Here is an 18,433-nt window from a genome sequence, read left to right as displayed (position 1 = left end):
GCTTGCAGCTTCCTTATGACCCTCGAAGACCGCCTGTTTACCTGCCTTGAGCCCTGGCGCGAGGCGCCCGCCTGGCACATCGCCCTGTCCGGCGGTCTCGACTCCAGCGTTCTACTGCATCTATTGGCACGCCTTTCCAACCGAGAGGCGCTGCCACCGCTCTCCGCCATCCATATTCATCATGGCCTGCAGCCTGTCGCCGACGCTTGGCCGGAACACTGCCGGCAGGTTTGCGCCGCGTTGGGCATTCCACTGCAGGTTCGTCATGTGCAGGTGGCGTCGGGCGCCAGCCTGGAGCGGGCGGCACGTGAGGCGCGTTACGCCGCACTGGCCGCCGAGCTGGGGGCGGGGGACGTGCTATTGACCGCCCAACACCGCGACGATCAGGCGGAAACCTTGCTGTTCCGTCTTTTGCGTGGCGCCGGTGTGCGTGGGCTGGCCGGTATGCCATCGAGTCGTCGGCTGGGGCGGGGATGGCTGGTGCGTCCGCTGCTGGATGTGTCACGGCGCGAGCTGGAGGCTTATGCACAAGCAGAAGGGCTGAACTGGGTCGAGGACCCCTCCAATCAAGATGACCGCATGGCGCGCAACTATCTGCGCAATCGGGTCATGCCGCTGCTGGCCGCTCGCTGGCCGCAGGCACAGAACAATCTGGCCCGCAGTGCTGTACATCTACGCGAGGCTCAGGAGCTGTTGGATGACCTGGCCCGGCAGGACCTGGCGGCGGCCCGGCAGGACCCGGCTCCCTTTCCCTGGTTGCCGTTGCCCTCCCTGGCACTGGCGCCGCTGGTTAGTCTGTCGCCGGCCCGTCAGCGCAATGCGATGCGTCATTGGCTGGCGCCGTTGACTCCATTGCCGGACAGCGATCACTGGGCGGGCTGGGTCGATTTGCTGCGGGCTTCTGTGGACGCCGGGCCGATCTGGAGGCTGGCGGGTGGCGAGCTGCGGCGATCCGACGGACGGTTGTGGTGGCTCACCGGTGACTGGCTTCGGCCGGCCCCTCCTGCTCAGGAATGGCATGACCCGTCCGCTCCCCTGCGGCTGCCGGGCAACGGCCGTCTGCTTCTGGAGGGCCAGGTGCCGTCCGGATCGCTACGGGTTCGCTACCGCCAGGGCGGAGAAGTCCTCGCATTGCCGGGGCGAGGGCATCGCGACCTCAAGCGGCTGCTGAATGAGCGAGGCGTGCCGGTCTTCATCCGCGGCCGTTTGCCGCTCCTCTATCGAGGCGACGAGTTGCTCGCCGTGGCCAATCTTCCGGGCCTGGACGGGCCTGCCGACACGTCTTGGCGGTTGGTCTGGGAACCGCCGTCGGATGATCATGGTTTGAGCTGAGGCACCCTTTCGAGTAGACTACGCTCCCGTCTTACTACAGCTTCTGCGGATACCCTTCGGGTGCCCGTGGGAGTTTGCTATTGCCGCCTCGTGCGCAATCGCTCCTTCGCTTTCCCCGGCGGCGCTGACCGCTTAAACGCAGACTTCTAGGGTTTTTCATGACGCGCTACATCTTCGTCACGGGTGGTGTTGTTTCTTCATTGGGGAAAGGCATCGCCTCGGCATCATTGGCGGCCATCCTGGAGGCGCGGGGCCTGAAGGTCACCATGCTCAAGCTGGACCCTTACATCAACGTCGATCCGGGCACCATGAGCCCGTTCCAGCATGGTGAAGTGTTCGTCACCCACGACGGCGCCGAGACCGACCTGGACCTGGGGCACTACGAGCGGTTCATCCGCACGACCATGACCCAGAACAACAACTTCACCACCGGCCGCGTCTACGAAGACGTGCTGCGCAAGGAGCGCCGTGGCGACTACCTGGGCGCGACCATTCAGGTGATTCCGCACATCACCGACGAGATCAAGCGCCGCATCATCAAGGGCGCCGGCGATGCGGACGTGGCGTTGGTGGAAATCGGCGGCACCGTGGGTGATATCGAATCCCAGCCGTTCCTCGAGGCGATCCGCCAGTTGCGCGTGGAAGTCGGCGCCCGCCGCGCCATGCTGATGCACCTGACGCTGGTGCCGTACATCGCCACTGCCGGCGAGACAAAGACCAAGCCGACCCAGCACTCGGTGAAGGAACTGCGCTCTATCGGCCTGCAACCCGACGTGCTGATCTGCCGTTCCGACCATCCGATCGACAACTCCTCGCGCCGCAAGATCGCCCTCTTCACCAACGTCGAAGAGCGTGCGGTAATCGCCCTGGAAGACGTCGACACCATCTATCGCATCCCGTCGGTGCTGCACGCCCAGGGCCTGGATGACTTCGTCGTCGAGCGCTTCGGCCTGGAGTGCAACGGCGCCGACCTCTCCGAGTGGGATCGCGTGGTCGATGCCAAGCTGCATCCGGAGAAGGAAGTCACCATTGCCATGGTCGGTAAGTACATGGAGCTGCTGGACGCCTATAAGTCGTTGATCGAGGCAATGAGCCACGCCGGCATCCAGAACCGCACCAAGGTCAACCTGCGCTACATCGACTCGGAAGACATCGAGAACCAGGGCACCGGCTTGCTCGAAGGCGTCGATGCCATTTTGGTTCCGGGCGGTTTCGGCCTGCGCGGCGTTGAAGGCAAGATCACCACGGTGAAATACGCCCGCGAGAATAAGATTCCCTACCTGGGCATCTGCCTCGGCATGCAGGTGGCGGTGATCGAGTTCGCCCGCGACGTACTGGGCTGGACCGATGCCAATTCCACCGAGTTCGACAAGTCATCGACTCATCCGGTGGTCGGTCTGATCACCGAATGGCAGGACGCGACCGGCGCCGTTGAAACCCGCAGCGAGAACTCCGACCTGGGCGGCACCATGCGCCTCGGTGGTCAGGAGTGCCAGCTCGAGCCCGGTTCGCTGGTGCACGACTGCTACGGCAAGGACGTGATCGTCGAGCGTCACCGTCATCGCTACGAAGTGAACAACAACCTGCTGCCGCAACTGATCCAGGCGGGGCTGAAGATCACCGGTCGTTCCGGCGACGGCGCGCTGGTCGAAGTGGTCGAGGCGCCGGATCATCCCTGGTTCGTCGCGTGCCAGTTCCACCCCGAATTCACGTCCACCCCGCGCGACGGCCACCCGCTGTTCAGCGGCTTCGTCAACGCGGCACTGGCACAGAAGGCCCGTAAGGCATGACTCAGAAAATCATCCGCGTCGGCGGCATCGAGATCGCCAACGACAAACCCATGGTGCTGTTCGGCGGCATGAATGTCCTCGAATCGCGTGACCTTGCCCTGAAGGTCTGCGAGGAGTATGTCCGGGTCACCGAGAAACTCGGCATCCCCTACGTCTTCAAGGCCAGCTTCGACAAGGCCAACCGCTCTTCGATCAACTCCTTCCGTGGCCCTGGCCTGGAAGAGGGCATGAAAATCTTCGAAGAAGTGAAGAAGACTTTTGGCGTGCCGGTCATCACCGACGTTCACGAACCCTACCAGGCCGCACCGGTGGCCGAGGTCTGCGACATCATCCAGTTGCCGGCCTTCCTGTCCCGCCAGACCGACTTGGTGGTGGCCATGGCCAAGACCGGCGCGGTGATCAACATCAAGAAGGCTCAATTCCTCGCCCCGCAGGAAATGAAGCACATCCTGGCCAAGTGCGAGGAAGCCGGTAACGAGCAACTTATTCTCTGCGAGCGCGGCTCCTCCTTCGGTTACAACAACCTGGTCGTCGACATGCTCGGCTTCGGCATCATGAAGCAGTTCGAATACCCGGTTTTCTTCGATGTTACCCATGCCCTACAGATGCCGGGTGGTCGTGCCGACTCCGCCGGAGGGCGCCGTGCCCAGGTCACCGATCTGGCCAAGGCCGGCATCAGCCAAGGATTGGCCGGTTTGTTCCTTGAAGCCCACCCGGACCCGGACAAGGCCAAGTGCGATGGTCCATGCGCGCTTCGTCTGGACAAGCTGGAGCCCTTCCTCTCCCAGCTCAAGCAACTGGACGATCTGGTGAAGAGTTTTCCGCCGATCGAGACTGCCTGAACGGCTCACGATCCGTTAAAGTGCCGCACGGACACATTCTGACTTCCGAGTCAGGTGAGGGGCGGAATTGAACCGCTCCCGCTTATGGGTGTCTGTGCCGGCAGGCTGCGTGTCTGCTGCAGCGTTTTCGTCAACCTTGGAGTGCTAACAACAATGGCAAAGATCGTCGACATCAAAGGTCGTGAGGTTCTCGACTCCCGTGGCAACCCCACCGTGGAAGCCGATGTGATCCTCGACAACGGCATCATCGGCAGCGCCTGCGCGCCGTCCGGTGCTTCCACCGGCTCCCGCGAGGCGCTGGAGCTGCGTGATGGCGACAAGAGCCGTTACCTGGGCAAGGGCGTACTCAAGGCCGTGGCCAACATCAATGGTCCGATCCGCGATCTGCTGCTGGGCAAGGACCCGGTCGAGCAGAAGGCACTGGACCAGGCGATGATCGAACTGGACGGCACCGAGAACAAGGCCAAGCTGGGCGCCAACGCTATCCTCGCCGTCTCCCTGGCCGCCGCCAAGGCTGCCGCTCAGGCCAAGGGCGTGCCGCTGTATGCGCATATCGCCGATCTAAACGGTACTCCGGGCCAGTACTCCATGCCGGTGCCGATGATGAACATCATCAACGGCGGCGAGCATGCCGACAACAACGTCGATATCCAGGAGTTCATGGTCCAGCCGGTGGGCGCCAAGACCTTCGCCGATGCATTGCGCATGGGCGCCGAGATCTTCCACCACCTGAAAGCCGTGCTGAAGGCCCGTGGCCTTAACACTGCGGTGGGCGACGAAGGCGGCTTCGCGCCGAACCTAGCCTCCAACGAAGACGCCCTGGCTGCCATCGCCGAGGCCGTCGAGAAGGCCGGCTACACGCTGGGCACCGACGTGACCCTGGCGCTGGACTGCGCTTCCTCCGAGTTCTTCACGGACGGCAAGTACGACTTGGCCGGCGAAGGCAAGGCGTTCGACGCCGCTGGTTTCGCCGACTACTTGGCTGGCCTGACCCAGCGCTACCCGATCATCTCCATCGAAGACGGCATGGATGAGTCCGACTGGGCTGGCTGGAAAGGCCTGACCGACAAGATCGGCGAGAAGGTGCAACTGGTCGGCGACGATCTGTTCGTGACCAACACCAAGATTCTCAAGGAAGGCATCGAGAAGGGCATCGCCAACTCGATCCTGATCAAGTTCAACCAGATCGGTTCGCTGACCGAGACCCTGGAAGCCATCCAGATGGCCAAGGCCGCCGGCTACACCGCGGTGATCTCGCACCGCTCCGGCGAAACCGAGGACAGCACCATCGCCGACCTGGCCGTAGGCACCGCCGCCGGTCAGATCAAGACCGGCTCCCTGTGCCGCTCCGACCGCGTGTCGAAGTACAACCAACTGCTGCGTATCGAGGAGCAACTGGCTGGCAAGGCGCCGTACCGTGGTCGCGCCGAGTTCCGTGGCTGATACCGCTGTACCCGGCCAGGCCGTGCTGGATCACTCTCGGCCTGCCTGGTCTTCGCTCGCAACGTTTTCAGCGAGCGGTCGATAAATGGTAAAAGGGGCAGCACTGGCTGCCCCTTTTCATATGGATAGATTCGTTTCGATGCCCAAAGCCCCTTACTGGTTGTTCGTCGTGCTGGTGCTGATCCTGGCGGGTCTGCAATATCGCCTCTGGGTCGGCGACGGCAGCCTGGCCCAGGTGACCGAGCTGAAGCGGCAGATCGCCGAGCAGAAGGGCGAGAACGAGCGGCTGATCGAGCGTAACCGCATTCTCGAAGCGGAAGTGCTGGAGCTGAAGAAGGGCATGGAAACCGTAGAAGAGCGTGCCCGCCACGAACTGGGCATGGTCAAGGAAGGCGAAACCCTCTACCAGTTGGCCGAATGAAGACATTTCCTTTCTGGGCCGTGGTCCCGGCCGCCGGAATCGGTAGCCGGATGCGTGCCGACCGTCCCAAACAATACCTGCAACTGGCTGGCCGCACGATTCTCGAACACAGCCTGTATTGCCTGCTCGACCACCCCGGGCTCCAGGGGCTGGTGGTCAGCCTGGCGACGGACGATCCGTACTGGCCCGACCTGGCCTGCTCGAAGGATTCGCGCATCCAACGCGCCGCCGGCGGCCGCGAACGCGCCGACTCCGTGCTCAATGCCTTGCTGTACCTCGAAGCGCTGGGAGTGGCGGCGGACGACTGGGTACTGGTGCACGACGCCGCTCGCCCCAACCTTGCGCGGTCCGACCTCGACCGCCTGCTGGATGAATTGGCCGACGATCCGGTGGGCGGCCTGCTCGCCGTGCCCGCGCGGGACACCCTCAAGCGGGTGGGAGCGGACGGTCGGGTGGTGGAAACCGTCGACCGCAGCCTGATCTGGCAGGCTTACACGCCACAGATGTTCCGCCTCGGGCCGCTACGTGCGGCGCTCGCCGGAGCACTCGCCGCCGGGGCGACGGTCACCGACGAGGCGTCCGCCATGGAGTGGGCAGGCCAGTCACCGCGCCTGGTGGAAGGGCGCTCCGATAACCTCAAGGTCACCCGGCCCGAAGATCTGCAGTGGCTGGCGCAGCGCTGGCATGACCAGGGCCGGGACTGAGCGCCCGTCCGCACTCAGAAGCGGTAGATAGCCGCCACACCCGTCTTGCTCGGCATGCGCTCGGGCGGAACCACCAGCACCTCGCCGCCATGCTTCAGGGTGCACTCCATCAGGTCATCGAGCAGATCGTCCACATTCGGGTCTTCCGACTTGGCCGGCTGGCTGTCGCCGGTTTCCGGGTCGAGCCTGCCCGGCAGATGGCGGTCGGCTTCCACCAGCAGCATCGATACCCGGTTCTCGATGGTGGCATGGCCGATTTCCACCGGGTCGTCGGAGCCCAGCCCGTGTCCGACGGACTCTCCGTATTCTTCGATGAAGCCCTCCAGCCGCTTCTGGAATTGCGGCTGCATGACCTTCCAGCTCTGCTCGCGCAACTGGTCGACATTCAAAGCGCCGGGGTTGAGGTCGATGCCGTGGGGCAGCAGGTACGGGTTATGGCTGATCCGGTGGAAGTGGCCTTTGTATTCCGGCAGTGCGGCCAATATCAGCGGCAGCCCGGATGGTCGCGAGTGGCACTCGGTGATCGCCTTGTCCACAGCCAGGAAGTAACGGTCGCGGTCCATATCGATGTCGTCCTGCTTGCCACTGGGACCATGGCGCATGGCGCGGCCGCGTTCGCCGGGGCCGCTGAAACCTTCGGTCAGGCCGCTCTGGTTCTTGTCGGTCATCTCGGTGCCCAGGGCGTCTTCCAGCGTGCGCGGGACGGCGTCTGCCAGTTCCACTTCGTCCAACGCATCGCGGCTGCCCTCGAACAGGCGGACCTTGTTACGGTCCAGGCACAGCACCTGATAGCGCTCGGCGGATTGGTTGATACGCACCAGCGGCTTCAGGTGGAAGCTCTGCGCGACCACGGCCAGGGCCGGCACCCGGCGTTGCAGGCGGAACACGCGGAACAGGTCAGGGCCGCCGAACACCGCCAGGCCTTCGAGGTTGTGGGTCCAGAACTCTTCGTTCTCCTGCAACTCACGGAACGGCTGTAGCAGGGCGGCGATGGACTCTTCGGAATGCGTCTTCTCCAGGGACCGTTGCAGTTCCTCGACCAGATTGCGGAAGCGGATCGGGTCCTGTTGACGATCCGGGAAGGCGCGGTGGGTCGGTTGATAAAGCGTCAGGCACGGAGCCTGGTGATCGGCCAGCAGCTGGATGAGCAGATCGCGATTGATGGGAGCGTTCATGCGGGTCCTCCAGTGAACTGTTGTCGTCGGGATTTCCTTCGGCGAATGTTTGGCGTCAGAGGTTGCGGGATTTGTCGACTACCCGGGTGAGGGCGGAGCCGAGCTTCTCGGTGGCGCCGTCGAGGGCGAGGTTCAGGGATTCGGCATGGTGGGTGACGGAAACCGTATCGCGTCCCTTGATGTGTGCTTCGATTTGGCAGCGCTTGTCGGTCGCGCCGCCTTTCTGGCTGTTCTCGTCGTTGAAGTGCACTTCGATGCGGGTCAGGTGGTCGTCGAAACGCTTCAGCTTGTTGGTCAGATGAGCCTGGACCCTGTCGGCGAATTCCGCGGAGCCATCGATATGGTTATCGCTGTTCACCAGCACTTGCATGGCGTTGTCCTCCTGTTGGCGGGCGTCGACTATCGCGCCTCATGAAATTTCGACGAGGCGAACAGGAGCGGGTTCCCCCTTGCAAGACCCGTGGTAGAGCAGCGCAGCGGCGAAGTCAGGCGTATTCGGGGCGCTGCGCCAGGCCCTGCCTGAGCGCCTCGATCAACAGGCGGACCTTGGGCAGCGGGTAGCGCTTCTGTGGATAGACGGCCCAGACCGCCGTGTTCGGTGGTTGGTTGGCCTCCAGCAGCGAGACCAGCGCACCCCGGCGCAACGGTTCGAGGACATAGTAGTCCGGCAACTGACACAGGCCGAACCCCCGCAGCGCCGCATCCAGCACGGCTTCGCCGCTGTTGCAGCGCCAGTTGCCGCTGGGCTTGAAAGGATGTTCGCGGCCGTCCTGCTGGAACATCCAGGTGTCGCCGGTGCCGATCAGGCAGTTGTGCCGAGCCAGTTCCGAGAGCGTGTGCGGTCGACCATAGCGCTCGAGATAGCTGGGCGCCGCACACAGGTACATGGCCCGGGGCGCGATGCGCGTGGCCACCAGGCGCGAATCGCTGAGCCGGCCCAGGCGGATGGCGAGGTCGTAACCTTCCTGGACGAGGTCCAGGGTGCGGTTGGACAACTCGATTTCGACCCGCAGCTGCGGGTGCGCGGCCATGAACTCATTCACCAGTGGCACGATGAAGCGCTCTCCATAGGCCACCGCCGCGGTCATCCGCAACAGGCCGGTGGGGGCGCTGTGCAGATCGCTGATGGCGAGAAAGGCTTCGTCGCGTTCCTCCACCAGCCGCTGGCAGCGGGCGAAAAAGGTGTGGCCGGCTTCGGTCAGCGAGACCTTGCGCGTGGTGCGATAGAGCAGGCGCGCTTGCAGGCGTTCTTCCAGGCGGGCGATCTGCCGGCTGACATGGGACGAGGAAACCCGCAGCCGCTCGGCAGCGCGCAGGAAGCTGCCGCACTCGGCCACGGCGACGAATTCATCCAGCCCTTCCCAGCGGCTCACAGTCATGATTATCCCTGTATGGCAATAATGTTTTCTCGGTTTGTGCATTATCCCTTTTGGGGCGTGAATTACACTCCTGGCTTTCTCACATCACCGGGAACACTGCCATGATTAAGTCGCGCGCCGCCGTCGCCTTCGAAGCCAACAAACCGCTGCAGATTGTCGAGGTGGATGTGGAGCCGCCGAAGGCCGGCGAAGTGTTGGTGCGCATCGTCGCCACCGGTGTCTGCCACACCGACGCCTACACCCTGTCCGGCCAGGACAGCGAAGGCGTCTTCCCCTGCATCCTCGGCCACGAGGGTGGGGGTATCGTCGAAGCGGTGGGTGAGGGCGTGACATCGCTGCAGGTCGGCGACCACGTGATCCCGCTATATACGGCCGAATGCCGCCAGTGCAAGTTCTGCAAATCCGGCAAGACAAACCTCTGCCAGGCGGTGCGCGCCACCCAGGGCAAGGGCCTGATGCCGGACGGCACCACCCGTTTCTCCTACCAGGGCCAGCCGGTCTACCACTACATGGGCTGCTCGACGTTCTCCGAGTACACCGTGCTGCCGGAAATCTCCCTGGCCAAGATTCCGAAAGAAGCGCCGCTGGACAAGGTCTGCCTGCTGGGCTGCGGCGTGACCACCGGCATCGGCGCGGTACTGAACACGGCCAAGGTGGAGGAGGGCGCGACCGTCGCCATCTTCGGTCTGGGCGGTATCGGTCTGGCGGCGATCATCGGCGCCAAGATGGCCAAGGCCAGCCGCATCATCGCCGTCGATATCAACCCGGCCAAGTTCGATGTCGCCCGCGAGCTGGGCGCCACCGACTTCGTCAACCCGAAGGAGCACGACAAGCCGATCCAGGAAGTCATCGTCGACATGACCGACGGCGGCGTGGACTACAGCTTCGAGTGCGTCGGCAACGTGCAACTGATGCGCGCGGCGCTGGAGTGCTGCCACAAGGGTTGGGGCGAATCGACCATCATCGGCGTGGCCCCGGCCGGCGCCGAGATCAGCACCCGTCCGTTCCAACTGGTCACCGGGCGCGTCTGGCGCGGCTCGGCGTTCGGTGGGGTCAAGGGGCGCACGGAGCTGCCGGGTTATGTGGAAAAGGCCCAGGCAGGCGAAATCCCGCTGGACACCTTCATCACTCACAACCTGCCGCTGGACGAGATCAACGAGGCCTTCGATCTGATGCATGAAGGCAAGAGCATCCGTACCGTCATCCATTTCTGATCGCGACAGGCTGCGAGCTGCGAGTGGCGAATCGCTTGCTGCTTATGGCTTGCAGCTTGAAGCTCCCCGGAGGGGCTTATGACTCTCGAGATCGTCTCCAGCAATAAAAGCTTCGGCGGCTGGCACAAGCGCTATCGGCATCGTTCCAGCGTGCTGGGCTGCGACATGGTGTTCGCCGTCTACCTGCCGCCGCAGGCCGAGCAGGGCTCCTGCCTGCCGGTGCTGTACTGGTTGTCTGGACTGACCTGCACCGACGAGAACTTCATGCAGAAGGCCGGCGCCCAGCGGATGGCCGCCGAGCTGGGCTTGGTCATCGTCGCACCGGATACCAGCCCGCGAGGACCGGAAGTGCCGGCCGATCCCGACGGGGCCTGGGACTTCGGCCTGGGGGCAGGGTTCTACCTGAACGCCACCCAGGAACCCTGGGCTCGCCACTATCGGATGCACGACTACGTGGTGGAAGAACTGCCGGCACTGATCGAGGCCAACTTCCCGGTTTCCGATCGCCGTGGCATCAGCGGCCACTCCATGGGTGGCCACGGCGCTCTGGTCTGCGCATTGCGCAACCCCGGGCGCTATCAATCGCTGTCGGCTTTCTCGCCGATCAGCAATCCGATCAACTGCCCATGGGGCGAGAAGGCGTTCTCCCGTTATCTCGGCGAAGACCGCTCGCGCTGGCGCGAATGGGACGCCTGCGTCCTGCTCGCCGAGGCGAAGGAAAAGCTGCCGATCCTGGTGGACCAGGGGGATCGTGACGACTTCCTGGCCAACCAGCTCAAGCCGGAGACCTTGCAGGCCGCTGCAACGGCTGCCGGGCATCCGTTGACACTGCGCATGCAGCCGGGCTATGACCACAGCTACTACTTCATTGCCAGTTTCATCGAAGACCACCTTCGGCATCATGCGGCCGCTTTGCGGCAGCGATAAGTTCAAGCCACAAGCTGCAAGTAAAAGCTTGGCGGGAACATGCTTGCAGCTTGCGGGGCGGCCACTCGCCTTGCAGCTTTCAGTTAGAATCACGCCCTGACTTTTGCAGGGCGTCGTTCTTTATGCGTATTGGTCATGGCTACGATGTGCACCGTTTCGGCGAGGGGGACTTCGTCACCCTCGGCGGTGTGCGCATTCCCCACCGATTCGGGCTGATCGCCCATTCCGACGGCGATGTGCTGCTGCATGCCTTGAGCGACGCGTTGCTCGGCGCCGCGGCGCTGGGCGATATCGGCAAGCACTTCCCGGATACCGATCCCCGCTTCAAGGGTGCGGACAGCCGTGCCTTGCTGCGTCATGTGCTCGGGCTGGTCCAGGCCAAGGGCTGGAGGGTCGGCAACGTCGACGCCACCATCGTGGCCCAGGCACCGAAAATGGCGCCGCATATCGACCGCATGCGAGTGCTGATCGCCGAGGACCTGCAGCTCGACCTCGACCAGGTCAACGTCAAGGCCACTACCACTGAGAAGCTGGGCTTCACCGGCCGGGAAGAGGGCATCGCCGTGCATGCGGTGGCGCTGTTAGTGCCGCTATGAACGAATACGAACTGCTGGGCCCGCGTGCCCATGGCGAGCCCTGCGGGCAGGCGGTACTGAAGGCGGTGGCGGAAGATTTCCAGGTCGATGAGGTCCTGGATATCCCGCTGTCGGGCCAGGGCGAGCACCTCTGGCTGTGGGTGGAGAAGCGTGGACTGAATACTGAGGAAGCCGCCAAACGGCTGGCGCGTGCCGCAGGTGTACCGTTGCGAACTATCAGCTATGCCGGCCTCAAGGACCGCCAGGCGTTGACCCGCCAATGGTTCAGCCTTCACCTACCGGGCAAGGCCGACCCGGATCTCTCCGCTGCCGAAAGCGATAGCCTGCGGATTCTCCAGGCTACCCGGCACTCGCGGAAGTTGCAGCGCGGCGCTCACTCGGCCAACGGATTCACGCTGCGGCTGACCCAACTGGCAGCCGATCGTGAGGCCCTGGACGCTCGCCTGGAAAGCATCCGGCAACACGGCGTACCGAACTATTTCGGCCTTCAGCGCTTCGGCCATGGCGGCGGCAACGTCGATGATGCCCTGCAATTTGCCGAGCGCGGCGAACTGCCGACTCAGCGTAACCTGCGCTCACGGTTGCTTTCGGCAGCGCGCAGCTATCTGTTCAATCGGGTACTGGCCGAGCGTGTCGCCGATGGCAGTTGGAATCGGGCACAGGTCGGCGATCTGCTGGCGTTCACCGATAGCCGCAGTTTCTTTCCGGCCAGCGAGGCCGAGTGCAGCGATCCACGGCTGGAGCAGCTCGACCTGCACCCGACCGGGCCGCTCTGGGGCAAGGGCGAGTCGCCTGCCGGGGGCGTCGTCCGGGCCTTCGAACAGCGCGTCGCGGCGGGGAAGGAAAAGTTGGCCGACTGGTTAGCCGGAGCGGACATGGCGCACGAACGGCGCATCCTGCGCCTCCCCATCGGCGCCCTGGCGTGGCATTATCCCCGGCCTGACATTTTGCAACTGGAATTCGTCCTGCCGGCTGGATGCTTCGCCACTGCCGTGGTGCGCGAGCTTGTCGATCTGCTGCCGGCGGGGCAGACGGACAACCCATGCGTATTCTGATCGCCAACGACGACGGGGTGTATGCGCCCGGCCTCGCCGCGCTGTATGACGCATTGGCGGATTACGCCGAATGCGTGGTGGTCGCTCCCATTCAGGATATGAGCGGCGCCAGCAGTTCGCTGACCCTGGATCGGCCGCTGCATCCCCAGTACCTGCCGAACGGTTTCATCGGCATCAACGGCACGCCGACCGACTGTGTGCACCTGGGCCTCAACGGCCTGCTCGAACAGACGCCGGACATGGTCGTCTCGGGCATCAACCTCGGTGCCAACCTGGGTGACGACGTGCTTTATTCGGGCACGGTCGCCGCCGCCATCGAAGGTCGTTTCACCGGCCGCGCAGCGTTCGCCTTCTCGTTGCTGTCGCGCCTGCCGGAGAACCTGCCCACTGCCGCGCACATCGCCCGGACCCTGGTCGAAAACCACGAGAAGCTTGACCTGCCGCCGCGCACCGTGCTCAGCGTGAACATTCCCAACCTGCCGCTGGACCATATTCGCGGTATCCAACTGACCCGTCTGGGACACCGTGCGCGTGCCAAGGCGCCGGCCAAAGTGGTCAACCCGCGCGGCAAGGAAGACTATTGGATCTCCGTCGCCGGGGATGCCGAGGACGCCGGGCCGGGCACCGATTTTCACGCGGTCATGCAGGGCTATGTGTCGATCACGCCCCTGCAGCTCGACCGGACATTCCACGAGGCTTTCAACGGCCTCGACAGTTGGCTGGAGGACTTGCTGTGATGAGCCGCGAGCAAGACGATCTGCTGCGCCGCGGTATCGGCATGACGTCGCAGCGCACCCGTGAACGCCTGATTCAGCGCCTGTACGAAGAGGGCTTGTCGAACGCCCGGGTGCTCGAAGTGATCCGGCGTACCCCGCGGCATCTATTCGTCGACGAAGCCCTGGCCCATCGCGCCTACGAAGACACCGCCCTGCCCATCGGGCATAACCAGACCATCTCCCAGCCCTACATGGTGGCGCGCATGAGCGAGCTGTTGCTCGCTGCGGGCCCGCTGGACAAGGTGCTGGAGATCGGCACTGGTTCCGGCTACCAGACGGCCGTGCTGGCGCAACTGGTCGAGCGGGTCTTCTCGGTCGAGCGCATCCAGGCGTTGCAGGACCGTGCGAAGGAGCGCCTGAGCGAACTCAATCTGCGCAATGTGGTCTTTCGTTGGGGCGATGGATGGGAGGGCTGGTCGGCTCTCGCGCCGTACAACGGCATCATCGTGACTGCCGCCGCCGCCGAGGTTCCGCAGGCGTTGCTCGACCAACTGGCTCCGGGTGGCCGGCTGGTGATCCCGGTGGGGACCGGCGACGTCCAGCAACTGATGCTGATCGTTCGGGAAGAGAACGGTTTCTCTCGCCACATGCTCGATGCCGTGCGTTTCGTGCCGCTGCTCAACGGCCCTCTGGGCTGATCCTGACTGGAAGGATCCGTGAAGAAGTACTTTCTGCTTTATGCCAAAGGCATCGCCATGGGCGCGGCCGATGTAGTGCCGGGCGTCTCCGGCGGAACCGTGGCCTTCATCACGGGCATCTACGACGAACTGCTGGGCTCCATCGCCAGAGTGCCGAATGCCCTGGCGCATCTCGTGCGAGGCCGTGTCGCCGCTGCCTGGCGGGAGGCCAATCTGACTTTCCTGCTGATCCTGTTCAGCGGCATCCTCACCAGCATCTTCAGCCTGGCGCGGGTGATCACTTATCTCCTGGAAACGCATCCGATCCCGGTCTGGGCGTTTTTCTTCGGGCTGATCCTGGTCTCCAGTCATCTGGTGGCGCGAGAAATCCAGCGTTGGAACTGGACCCGTGTACTCAGCTTCGCGCTCGGCGGCGCCTTTGCCTACTGGATCACCGTTGCGGCACCGATGCAGTGGGGCGACGACCCCATGAGCCTGTTCTTCGCCGGGGCGGTGGCCATCTGTGCGATGATCCTGCCCGGTATTTCCGGCAGCTTCATTCTGCTGCTGATCGGTCTCTACCAAGTCGTGCTGGGCGCGGTGAAGGCGCTCGACCTGTCCGTGCTGGCCTTGTTCGCGGGTGGCTGTGTGGTCGGCCTGCTGAGCTTCTCGCGCCTGCTCAACTGGCTGCTGGCGCGCTATCGTGATTTGACACTGGCATTCCTGACGGGATTGATGCTGGGTTCTTTAAACAAGGTATGGCCCTGGAAGAAGACTCTGGTCTGGCAGACCGACAGCCACGGCCAGCCAGTGCCGGTGGTGCAGGAGAACCTGTTGCCCGGGCATTTCGCCCAGATCAGCGGGCAGGACCCGCAACTGCTCTTCGCGATCCTGCTGGCCGTGGCCGGCATCGTATTGGTGCTGGGCCTTGAGTGGTTCGCCGGGCGTCGTCAGTCGCTGGCAGGCTCGACCGAATGATGAGACCTGGACAGAACGAGAGGGAGAGGCGGGTGACAGTCACAGGAACCCTGCAGCGCGTACGTAGCCGGCAAGGGCATCTGCTGCTCGGACTCATCGTGTCGTTGGCGGCCGGGTGCTCCAGTACGCCGCCGGGCGGTGTACAGGTGGTCGACCGCAACGGGCAGCAGGCGAGCCAGCGCCAACCGGTGACCAGCGGCCACTACGTGGTGCGACGTGGCGATTCCCTGTATTCCATCGCGTTCCGCTTCGGCTGGGACTGGAAAGCCCTGGCCGCGCACAATGGCATCAACCCCCCCTATGTGATCTACCCAGGTCAGAAGATCAACTTCGGCGGGCGACCTGCTTCCGCACCGCCGGTCGTGGCGAGCCAGCCCACGAAAACGCCGCCACCAACCGCGACCAGACCTCCAGCCGGTACGCCACCGGCCACCCCGCCGACAGCCAAACCACCGCAGGCTTCGCCACCTGTCGCGCAGACCCCGGCGACCACCCCTGTCGAACCCGTGACCCGCTCTGCGACGGGCTGGGCGTGGCCTGCCAACGGCCCCTTGATAGGTCGTTTTTCCTCAAACGGTAGTTTGAATAAAGGCATTGATATCGGGGGTGAATTAGGCCAGCCTGTTTTAGCTGCGTCTGCTGGTTCAGTGGTGTACGCCGGGAGTGGTTTACGGGGCTACGGCGAGTTGGTAATCATCAAGCACAGCGATACCTACGTAAGCGCCTACGGTCACAACCGCAGGCTGTTGGTACGGGAGGGACAGCAGGTCAAGGCCGGTCAGATCATTGCCGAAATGGGTTCCACGGGAACCGACCGGGTGAAGCTCCACTTCGAGATTCGCCGTCAGGGCAAACCTGTAGACCCTCTGCAATATCTGCCTCGTCGCTGATCCGCAGTCAGCCCGTTCTTCACGTAGGAAGTACGGGCTCGGGTGCGCCAGGGAATATGGTCCGCCAGAGCTTGTTGTCGAACTCAGCACAGGACAACAACAATGGCACTCGACAAAGAAGCGCCGGAGTTTGACGTCGATGACGAAGTGCTCCTCATGGAGCCAGGCATCGCTCTGGAGGACGTGTTGAGCGAGGAGAACGAGTTTGCCTCCCTCGCCACCAAGTCCAAACATTCGACCGCTCTGAAGCAGCATAAATACATCGATTACACGCGGGCGCTCGACGCGACCCAGCTGTATCTCAACGAAATCGGCTTTTCCCCCCTGCTTACTCCCCAGGAAGAAGTGCACTTCGCGCGTCTCGCGCAGAAGGGCGATCCGGCCGGGCGCAAGCGCATGATCGAGAGCAACCTGCGGCTGGTGGTGAAAATCGCCCGGCGCTACGTCAATCGAGGATTGTCGTTGCTCGATCTGATCGAAGAAGGCAACCTCGGTCTCATTCGCGCGGTGGAGAAGTTCGACCCGGAGCGCGGTTTTCGTTTCTCCACCTACGCCACCTGGTGGATTCGCCAGACCATCGAGCGGGCGATCATGAATCAGACCCGGACCATCCGGCTACCGATCCATGTGGTCAAGGAGCTGAACGTCTACCTGCGCGCGGCACGCGAGCTGACTCACAAGCTCGATCACGAGCCGTCCGCCGAAGAAATCGCCAACCTGCTGGAGAAGCCAGTCGACGAGGTCAAGCGGATGCTTGGGCTCAACGAGCGGGTGACCTCGGTGGACGTTTCCCTTGGGCCGGACTCGGACAAGACCCTGCTCGACACCCTCACCGATGAAAGACCTACCGATCCGTGTGAACTGCTGCAGGACGACGACCTGTCGCAGAGCATCGATCAATGGCTGTCGGAACTGACCGACAAGCAGCGCGAAGTGGTGGTGCGACGCTTCGGCCTGCGTGGTCACGAGAGTTGCACGCTGGAGGAAGTCGGCCAGGAAATCGGTCTGACCCGCGAGCGGGTTCGGCAGATCCAGGTCGAGGCACTCAAGCGCCTCAGGGAAATTCTCGAGAAAAATGGCCTTTCCAGCGACGCACTGTTTCAGTAGCGCCGCGTTATCGCCAACCGTCTTGCAGGCCTTGGGCCTGCCGACAGGCTGAATGAGCGCCCCGACTGGTTCGGGGCGTTCTTTTTGGTCATCTCTGTTAGCTGCTGGGGGCCCGCCAGCGCGACCTTGCCTCTGTGCGAGGCAAACCCTTCTCCCCCCACACTCCCTCTCCTAAAGGTAAGAGGGAGTCGTGACGCCCCGGCGCAGCGAGGGAACTCCGGCGTAGCCGGGCGGGAACGCCTGGTTCGAACGGAAGCCCTATGGAGCGATTGGGCGATTTTGCGATTCTTCTTGTAAGCCATGGCTTACATGTGTTGTAAGCAATTGCTGGAATAGCTAGACAGAAAGTAGCTGTTTTATCGAGATGATTTTAGGCAAGTATTTGAATTAATTGGGTTTTATTTTTTAGTCGGAGACTCCGTGGAGTTTTGGCGAAGGTATTCCCTCACTTGCCGCTCTCCGGCAGATCGCTAATATCACACCTGTGCCGACGGACTGGCGCGGGTTGGCAAGGATGTCGACCGGGACATCGCGGGATGCGATTCATCAGGATGATGAGCAAGGAAATCAAGGAATAGGGACAAAAGAGTGGGCGGGGTTTACCCCGCCCCTTTTTTTTGCCTGCGTTTTTATAAACCGCTCGCGATCCGGCGCCAGGCTATCTGAAACGGTGCGTCTGAAAAGCAGAAGGCCCGCGTGAGCGGGCCTTCTCGGTCGAGCTGAATCAGCGCTCGAGATACTGCAGCTTGTCCTTGACGCCATCCCACTCCTCGGCGTCCGGCAGCGCATCCTTCTTCTCGGTGATGTTCGGCCAAACCTCGGCCAGGTCGGCGTTCAGCTCGATAAATTCCTGCATGTCCTCAGGCACCTCATCTTCGGAGAAGATGGCCTGGGCCGGGCATTCGGGCTCGCAGAGCGCGCAGTCGATGCACTCGTCCGGGTGGATGACCAGGAAATTCGGGCCTTCGTAGAAGCAGTCCACCGGACAGACTTCCACGCAGTCGGTGTACTTGCACTTGATGCAGTTGTCGGTGACGACGAAGGTCATTTTTTAATTCTCTCCTCAGGCGGCGGCTGGGAGCCCGATGACGGACTCCTCGGCTCGGGAAGTGTTGGCCTCGGCACCAGGCTAAAGGCCGGGACCTCCCAAAAGCGCGCGCGATTCTAACAGCTTGTGCGGGCGCGCG

At 63.2% G+C, this 18,433-nt stretch carries 19 protein-coding genes; 15 read left to right on the top strand and 4 right to left on the bottom strand.

Features of this window, described 5'->3' with window-relative positions; all coding sequences use genetic code 11:
- Positions 1–15 precede the first annotated feature (15 nt).
- From tilS to ispD, 6 genes are all read left to right on the top strand, one after another.
- Complete coding sequence (gene tilS, locus BZL41_RS24390; protein WP_095601652.1) at positions 16–1,332, top strand: tRNA lysidine(34) synthetase TilS; 1,317 nt, start codon at positions 16–18, stop codon at positions 1,330–1,332.
- Positions 1,333–1,490: 158 nt separating this feature from the next.
- Positions 1,491–3,122 carry a CTP synthase gene (locus BZL41_RS24385; RefSeq protein ID WP_095601651.1) on the top strand — a complete coding sequence of 544 codons (1,632 nt, stop codon included), beginning with the start codon at positions 1,491–1,493 and terminating at the stop codon, positions 3,120–3,122.
- Complete coding sequence (gene kdsA, locus BZL41_RS24380; RefSeq protein WP_095601650.1) at positions 3,119–3,964, top strand: 3-deoxy-8-phosphooctulonate synthase; 846 nt, start codon at positions 3,119–3,121, stop codon at positions 3,962–3,964. Before BZL41_RS24385 ends, kdsA begins: the two co-directional genes overlap by 4 nt.
- 153 nt (positions 3,965–4,117) lie before the next feature.
- A complete protein-coding gene (eno, locus tag BZL41_RS24375) occupies positions 4,118–5,407 on the top strand; it encodes a phosphopyruvate hydratase (protein WP_095601649.1) in 1,290 nt (429 codons plus the stop codon).
- Between the two features lie 139 nt (positions 5,408–5,546).
- Entirely contained in the window at positions 5,547–5,828 is a 282-nt protein-coding gene (gene ftsB, locus BZL41_RS24370; RefSeq protein ID WP_095601648.1) for a cell division protein FtsB, read from the top strand.
- A complete protein-coding gene (gene ispD / locus BZL41_RS24365) occupies positions 5,825–6,532 on the top strand; it encodes a 2-C-methyl-D-erythritol 4-phosphate cytidylyltransferase (RefSeq protein ID WP_095601647.1) in 708 nt (235 codons plus the stop codon). The genes ftsB and ispD overlap by 4 nt, the downstream gene beginning before the upstream one ends.
- Before the next feature lie 14 nt (positions 6,533–6,546).
- On the opposite strand, the gene BZL41_RS24360 is transcribed toward ispD, so the two are convergent.
- From BZL41_RS24360 to BZL41_RS24350, 3 genes are all read right to left on the bottom strand, one after another.
- Complete coding sequence (locus tag BZL41_RS24360; RefSeq protein WP_095601646.1) at positions 6,547–7,707, bottom strand: hypothetical protein; 1,161 nt, start codon at positions 7,705–7,707, stop codon at positions 6,547–6,549.
- Between the two features lie 55 nt (positions 7,708–7,762).
- Positions 7,763–8,077, bottom strand: coding sequence for an HPF/RaiA family ribosome-associated protein (locus BZL41_RS24355; RefSeq protein ID WP_095601645.1), 315 nt, complete (start codon positions 8,075–8,077; stop codon positions 7,763–7,765).
- 115 nt (positions 8,078–8,192) lie between these two features.
- Positions 8,193–9,080, bottom strand: coding sequence for a LysR family transcriptional regulator (locus tag BZL41_RS24350; RefSeq protein ID WP_095601715.1), 888 nt, complete (start codon positions 9,078–9,080; stop codon positions 8,193–8,195).
- A 107-nt stretch (positions 9,081–9,187) separates the two neighbouring features.
- On the opposite strand from BZL41_RS24350, the gene BZL41_RS24345 reads away from it, so the two are divergent.
- The 9 genes from BZL41_RS24345 (at position 9,188) to rpoS (ending at position 17,246) form a co-directional block, all read left to right on the top strand.
- A complete protein-coding gene (locus BZL41_RS24345) occupies positions 9,188–10,300 on the top strand; it encodes an S-(hydroxymethyl)glutathione dehydrogenase/class III alcohol dehydrogenase (RefSeq protein WP_095601644.1) in 1,113 nt (370 codons plus the stop codon).
- 78 nt (positions 10,301–10,378) lie between these two features.
- Positions 10,379–11,227: an S-formylglutathione hydrolase gene (gene fghA / locus BZL41_RS24340; protein ID WP_095601643.1), complete on the top strand. Its 849-nt coding sequence runs from the start codon at positions 10,379–10,381 to the stop codon at positions 11,225–11,227.
- Positions 11,228–11,349: 122 nt separating this feature from the next.
- Positions 11,350–11,823, top strand: coding sequence for a 2-C-methyl-D-erythritol 2,4-cyclodiphosphate synthase (ispF, locus tag BZL41_RS24335; protein ID WP_095601642.1), 474 nt, complete (start codon positions 11,350–11,352; stop codon positions 11,821–11,823).
- Complete coding sequence (gene truD, locus BZL41_RS24330; RefSeq protein WP_095601641.1) at positions 11,820–12,878, top strand: tRNA pseudouridine(13) synthase TruD; 1,059 nt, start codon at positions 11,820–11,822, stop codon at positions 12,876–12,878. The genes ispF and truD overlap by 4 nt, the downstream gene beginning before the upstream one ends.
- The gene (gene surE / locus BZL41_RS24325) at positions 12,866–13,615 is read left to right on the top strand and encodes a 5'/3'-nucleotidase SurE (RefSeq protein WP_095601640.1); all 750 of its coding nucleotides are present in this window, start codon (positions 12,866–12,868) and stop codon (positions 13,613–13,615) included. The genes truD and surE overlap by 13 nt, the downstream gene beginning before the upstream one ends.
- A 41-nt stretch (positions 13,616–13,656) precedes the next feature.
- On the top strand, positions 13,657–14,292 hold the full coding sequence (locus BZL41_RS24320; RefSeq protein ID WP_174706205.1) for a protein-L-isoaspartate(D-aspartate) O-methyltransferase: 636 nt from the start codon (positions 13,657–13,659) through the stop codon (positions 14,290–14,292).
- An 18-nt stretch (positions 14,293–14,310) separates the two neighbouring features.
- Entirely contained in the window at positions 14,311–15,249 is a 939-nt protein-coding gene (locus tag BZL41_RS24315; protein WP_095601638.1) for a DUF368 domain-containing protein, read from the top strand.
- A 32-nt stretch (positions 15,250–15,281) separates the two neighbouring features.
- The gene (locus tag BZL41_RS24310) at positions 15,282–16,139 is read left to right on the top strand and encodes a peptidoglycan DD-metalloendopeptidase family protein (protein WP_256578237.1); all 858 of its coding nucleotides are present in this window, start codon (positions 15,282–15,284) and stop codon (positions 16,137–16,139) included.
- A gap of 102 nt (positions 16,140–16,241) precedes the next feature.
- Entirely contained in the window at positions 16,242–17,246 is a 1,005-nt protein-coding gene (gene rpoS / locus BZL41_RS24305) for an RNA polymerase sigma factor RpoS (protein ID WP_095601637.1), read from the top strand.
- A gap of 724 nt (positions 17,247–17,970) precedes the next feature.
- Here rpoS and fdxA read toward each other — a convergent pair.
- The gene (gene fdxA / locus BZL41_RS24300; protein ID WP_084337039.1) at positions 17,971–18,294 is read right to left on the bottom strand and encodes a ferredoxin FdxA; all 324 of its coding nucleotides are present in this window, start codon (positions 18,292–18,294) and stop codon (positions 17,971–17,973) included.
- Between the last annotated feature and the right edge of the window lie 139 nt (positions 18,295–18,433).

This window comes from Pseudomonas sp. PIC25, assembly GCF_002286785.1.
Lineage (GTDB): Bacteria > Pseudomonadota > Gammaproteobacteria > Pseudomonadales > Pseudomonadaceae > Pseudomonas_M.
Note: the sequence above shows the minus strand (reverse complement) of the source record. Positions and strands in the feature narration are given on the sequence as shown.